Here is a 4,520-nt window from a genome sequence, read left to right as displayed (position 1 = left end):
CTTCGCGCCGTCGCTGGCGGTGGGCGCGGGGCTGGGCAGCACGCTCGGCCTGGTCTTCGGCGCCGCCACCGGAACCGCGGCGCTGCTCGGCATGGCCGGCTATTTCGCCGGCGTCGTGCAGGCGCCGATGACGGCCTTCGTCATCATCCTCGAAATGACCGGCAACCACGACAATGTCATCGCGCTGATGTGCGCGGCGATGCTGGGCTACGGCACGGCCCGGCTCATCTCCAACGAACCTCTTTACCACGCGCTGTCACGGGTCTTCATCGCCGAAGCGATTCGGCGGCGCAGGGTTGCCGGGGCAGAACAGCCGCTGTGAAAGCGAAGACCGGATGTGAGCCCGGCCTACTTATCCAAACGCGCCAGCTTATCTGGCAGACGAGATTTCGATTACATTCGGATGATCGCTGAGCAAAAGGTCGAGCGAGGTAGTGTTCTTCACTGTCCGGACAGGATCGGTGCCGACAGTCGGATCATAGATGCTTATGGAAGCCGCCGTGGCGCCAAGGCGCACCGTCACCTGGTCCTGGTCGTTCAACCGTTCGTCCCAGACGACCAGTTGGAACGTCCCGTCACTGCGCCGCAGGAGAAGATCATGAACCGTTGGAGGCTGGTCCGCGATTGTGTAATCCAACGTGCCGGACGTAGCGGCCGTACCCTCGTCAGCCAGAATAGTCGTTGCGTTGTGAAGGTAGGTCGCGGCGTTGCGGGGTGAATAATCGGGCCTGAAGAAACCGAACGACTGGTTGCCGGCCTCATCGGTGCGGTCCCTCAGCAGATAGACCGAAGTGTAGGCATAACCACGCTTGAACTGTGCGAAATACAAATTCAACAAATTCAAACCCTGCAACTCTTCGGTGACCGGTCCCTGGATATTGGTTCCCGTCTCGGTCGTGACACGCGGCAGTGTTTCAAGTTGTTCAGGCGGGTAGCCCCGGAACCATTTCGACCATGTCAGACCGAAGTTTCCGAATAGTCCGTCGACCCGCGAAGCATAGGTTGGGTCGGCAGCATCCCACACCTTGTTGTCGGCCGGATAGGGCGAATGCGGGTGATAGAGGTAGTTGTGTACATTCGCGTAGTCCGCATAGCTGGTGCCGTCCGGCATCAAGGTTCCAGCGCCCTGAGGAATTGCAAGAAACTGAAGGCCAACATTGTCATTTTGCGCTCCCGGTTCCGAAATCGACCACACGGGGTATTTCGCCAGGGCCGGATTCGTCTTGACCGCCTGGTAAAGGTCCCGCTGCAATTTCGCGACCGCCATCCACGAGTAACCGCGCCCGCCGCCTTTCTCGCCTTGATACTCGACAGGCCAGTTGTTTGGCTCGTTGTTGCCCTCAAAGGCCAGCAGCGCGTTGGCCCGAGCCAATACCTTGCCGGTTTCTATCAACTTCTTCAGGTCGGACCCACCGCTCACCAGTCCCCAACTCAGCCGGGCGCCGGTTTGCCGATGCAGTTCCAGAAAGGTCTGCATGGTCGTGGGGCCGTTGTCAGTTAACCCCTCTATTCCCGCCCTCACCCACCGGAAGCCGCAATAGCGGACCATCTCGACGGTCTTGGCCAAAGGCTGGCCCCGGTCCGGAAATGTGCTGACGACGCCGATGCTGTTCAGAAAATCCGCGGTCGGAACGGCGGCTCTTGGGTCGGCACGCGAGTCCTGAGACCAAAGAGCCAACATCGCGGCGATCGCAAGACACTGGTGTTGGGTGCTCACGAAAGGGTTCCTTCCGGTCCGCTCGCGGGGGAATATGGCTCGGCCTCGGATTGTCCTCATCTCGCCGGTCTGAGCCATACATGCCCACCATAGCAACCAGCGTTGCTTGCCGTAACACCCATTCCGCTATTCATCTACAAAATAGCCGTAGGGTCTGATGCTCATTTCATGAAAACGCCAACCCGCTCTCCGATGCGCAATTGCGCATCGAATCCGTTCCACATTCTTTCCGGAAATTGCTCTCAAATGAAAACGGCCGGGCTTGCGGCCCGGCCATCGGATTCAGACTCGGTCTCTGCCTACTTGCACTTGGCGATCGAGGCCAGCGCGGCCGATATGCCCTTCAGCGAGAAGACATAGGAGGTGGGGTTGCCGCGGCCGGACTTCGCCGACACCTTCATGTCGGTGCCGGTCTTCATGGCTGCGATCAGCACCGGCTCCTCGGCGGCGTTCTCCACCCAGGCCGACTTGCCGCGGGTGAACATCGAGAAGCTCTTCTTGTCGATGGTGACGGTGGCCTTCGAGCCTTCCTGGAAGTTGTAGCCGGCGATGAACTGCGGCTCGTAGGAAACCTGCTGTCCGGGACGCTGGCTGACGAAGAAGAACATGTCGCCATGGTCGAGCGACGGCGGCTGCTTGTCGGTCGGCACGGTCAGCACATAGCAGACCTTGCCGGCCTGCGACTGATAGCTGTAGGTGCCCCAGGCGTTGTGCTGGCCGATCTTGGTCGCCTGCTGCGCCAGCGCCGGCGCCGCGAAGGCGGCCGCCAGGACCAGGCTGGAAACTATAGCAATCAATCCGCGCATCGTTCTTCCCGTATTCCAAGTGGTGCGGAGGCGGGCCGCGTGGCGTCCTGCCGTCGCTTCATTTTGATTTAATCAGGGTTACCAAACGGTGAATCGTCCTCGATAAAAGGAACTCACCCCAGGAAACCGCCCACCCAAGGCACATCACGCCGAAGGGTTCGAGCGACGTGCTTTGGGTCTCTTTTCTTGTGCATGTCGTTACCCAAAAACCGCTACGCAGTTTTGGGAGACATGCCGTCGCGCAGCCAACGTTGAAAGCAGCTGGCGCGACGTTCCGGCGCGGAGTTGGATGTCACGAAAACGGCAAGAGTTTGTCTTTCGAACGCGCTGATTTGCGGGCTGAGCAAGCCGCCGTCAGCCCTTGTCGGCCAGCGCGTCCTTGGCGGCCTGCCTGTGGGCAGGCGTTATATGGGCGCTGACGGCGGCGATCGCCGCGGTCAGCACGGCAAGGTCGTCGGTGTAGCCGAGGCCGACGACGAAATCGGGAATGAAATCGAACGGCAGGACGAAATAGCCAAGCGCACCGACCAGGGTGGCCTTGGCGCGCAGCGGCGTATTCTTGTCCATGGCGCAGTAATAGGCGGCGACGACTTCGTCCATGAACGGAATCTGCCGCGCCGCCTTCTTGGCGGTGCGCCAGAATTTGTCACGGATCTCGCCTTCGCCGGCAAGCTTGTCGCCGAAGCCGAAGAAATCGAAACCGGAACCTTGCGTCATCAATCGCTCCTTGGCGGCCGCGCGCAACCCATGCGTGCTGACCCGCCGCGAAAGATGTGGTGAAAGCGGGGGGCTGCTGCAAGAGTTGGGGGGTTGGTTGGGCGGAAAATCGGACTCGGCAGCGCTGGCGATGTGTAGCCGAGTTGGCAACGCAACGTTGGGGATTGGCCGGAACGCCCCTCCCGTCGTCATTCTATGGCGGAGCAAGGAGCGAAGCGACGCGCGCAGACCATAGAATCCATGCCGGTACGCTGAGGCGCGGCCACGGTGCAGAATTCTGCTCCGCTGCTTTCTTCGACCCAGATCACGGAATGGATCCTCGGGTCTGCGCTCCGCTTCGCGTCGCTCCGCCCGTGGATGACGAAAGTCGCGGGCTTCGGCAATCGCGAACGTTCGCCATGGTCTGCACCGCCGTGACGCTCATAGGTCACGGAATGGATTCCAGGGTCTGCGCGCGTCGCTTCGCTCCTTGCTCCGCCCTGGAATGACGAAGTGAGGCGAGGCCCTTCGCCCTTAGTGAAAATACCGGTTCATCCGCTTGGCCAGCTCGATATCGAGCGCCGTCACGCCGCCGGCGTCATGCGTGTTCAGCGTCACGTCCACGGTCTTGTAGACATTGGACCAATCCGGGTGATGGTCCATCTTCTCGGCGGCCAGCGCCACGCGGGTCATGAAGGCGAAGGCCTCGGAGAAATTCTTGAAGACGAAGCTGCGCTTGATCGAGGCGCCGTCGGCGGCGAGCGACCAGCCGTCGAGCTCGGCCAGAGCGGCGGCGATCGCGTCCTTGCTTAGTTTTTCTCTCGTCATGATGATTTCCCGTGCTATCTCGATTTTGACCCTCACCATAATGCAAGTCGCCCAAAGCTGCCTTGCGGTTTTGGGGTTCCAAATGCACAAATGGCGCATATCGCATGAGCATTAAGCCGATAAATTCCGTTCTGTTCGTCTGTCTCGGCAATATCTGCCGTTCGCCGCTGGCCGAGGGCGTGTTTCGCGCCGTCTGGGCCGAGCGTGGCCGGGGCCACGAAATGCTGCTCGATTCGGCCGGGACCGGCGGCTGGCATGCCGGCGAGGAGCCGGACCGGCGCTCGATCGCGGTGGCCGCGAAGCATGGCGTCGACATTTCAGGGCAAAGGGCACGCAAGGTGCTGCCGGAGGATTTTTCGCGCTTCGACCTGATGCTCGGCATGGACCGGGCCAATGCGCGCGACCTCAAGGCGCTGGCGCCGCAGGCCGCGCGGGACCGCGTCCATCTTTATCTGGATTTCGCCATGGGAAGG

At 61.1% G+C, this 4,520-nt stretch carries 6 protein-coding genes; 2 read left to right on the top strand and 4 right to left on the bottom strand.

Annotated elements, in window-relative coordinates; genetic code table 11:
• Nucleotides 1-322 (top strand): chloride channel protein (locus EOA23_RS31810; RefSeq protein WP_189341786.1); only part of this gene is annotated, 322 nt, incomplete at its 5' end.
• Nucleotides 323-370: 48 nt separating this feature from the next.
• Here the strand turns inward: EOA23_RS31810 and EOA23_RS31805 are convergent.
• The 4 genes from EOA23_RS31805 to EOA23_RS31790 all read right to left on the bottom strand — a co-directional run bounded on the left by EOA23_RS31805 (nt 371) and on the right by EOA23_RS31790 (nt 4,047).
• A complete protein-coding gene (locus tag EOA23_RS31805; protein ID WP_189341785.1) occupies nt 371-1,717 on the bottom strand; it encodes a glycosyl hydrolase in 1,347 nt (448 codons plus the stop codon).
• Nucleotides 1,718-2,016: 299 nt separating this feature from the next.
• The gene (locus EOA23_RS31800) at nt 2,017-2,523 is read right to left on the bottom strand and encodes an invasion associated locus B family protein (protein ID WP_042645424.1); all 507 of its coding nucleotides are present in this window, start codon (nt 2,521-2,523) and stop codon (nt 2,017-2,019) included.
• A 354-nt stretch (nt 2,524-2,877) separates the two neighbouring features.
• Complete coding sequence (locus tag EOA23_RS31795) at nt 2,878-3,240, bottom strand: YkvA family protein (protein ID WP_127307004.1); 363 nt, start codon at nt 3,238-3,240, stop codon at nt 2,878-2,880.
• A gap of 513 nt (nt 3,241-3,753) precedes the next feature.
• On the bottom strand, nt 3,754-4,047 hold the full coding sequence (locus EOA23_RS31790) for a 4a-hydroxytetrahydrobiopterin dehydratase (protein WP_112129091.1): 294 nt from the start codon (nt 4,045-4,047) through the stop codon (nt 3,754-3,756).
• A 104-nt stretch (nt 4,048-4,151) separates the two neighbouring features.
• Here EOA23_RS31790 and EOA23_RS31785 point away from each other — a divergent pair.
• The coding region (locus EOA23_RS31785) for a low molecular weight protein-tyrosine-phosphatase (protein ID WP_145966544.1) at nt 4,152-4,520 on the top strand (369 nt) is incomplete at its 3' end.

Source organism: Mesorhizobium sp. M2A.F.Ca.ET.042.01.1.1 (genome assembly GCF_003997405.1).
GTDB lineage: Bacteria > Pseudomonadota > Alphaproteobacteria > Rhizobiales > Rhizobiaceae > Mesorhizobium.
The sequence above is the reverse complement of the archived record's forward strand: the minus strand, read 5'-3'. Positions and strand labels throughout refer to the sequence as shown.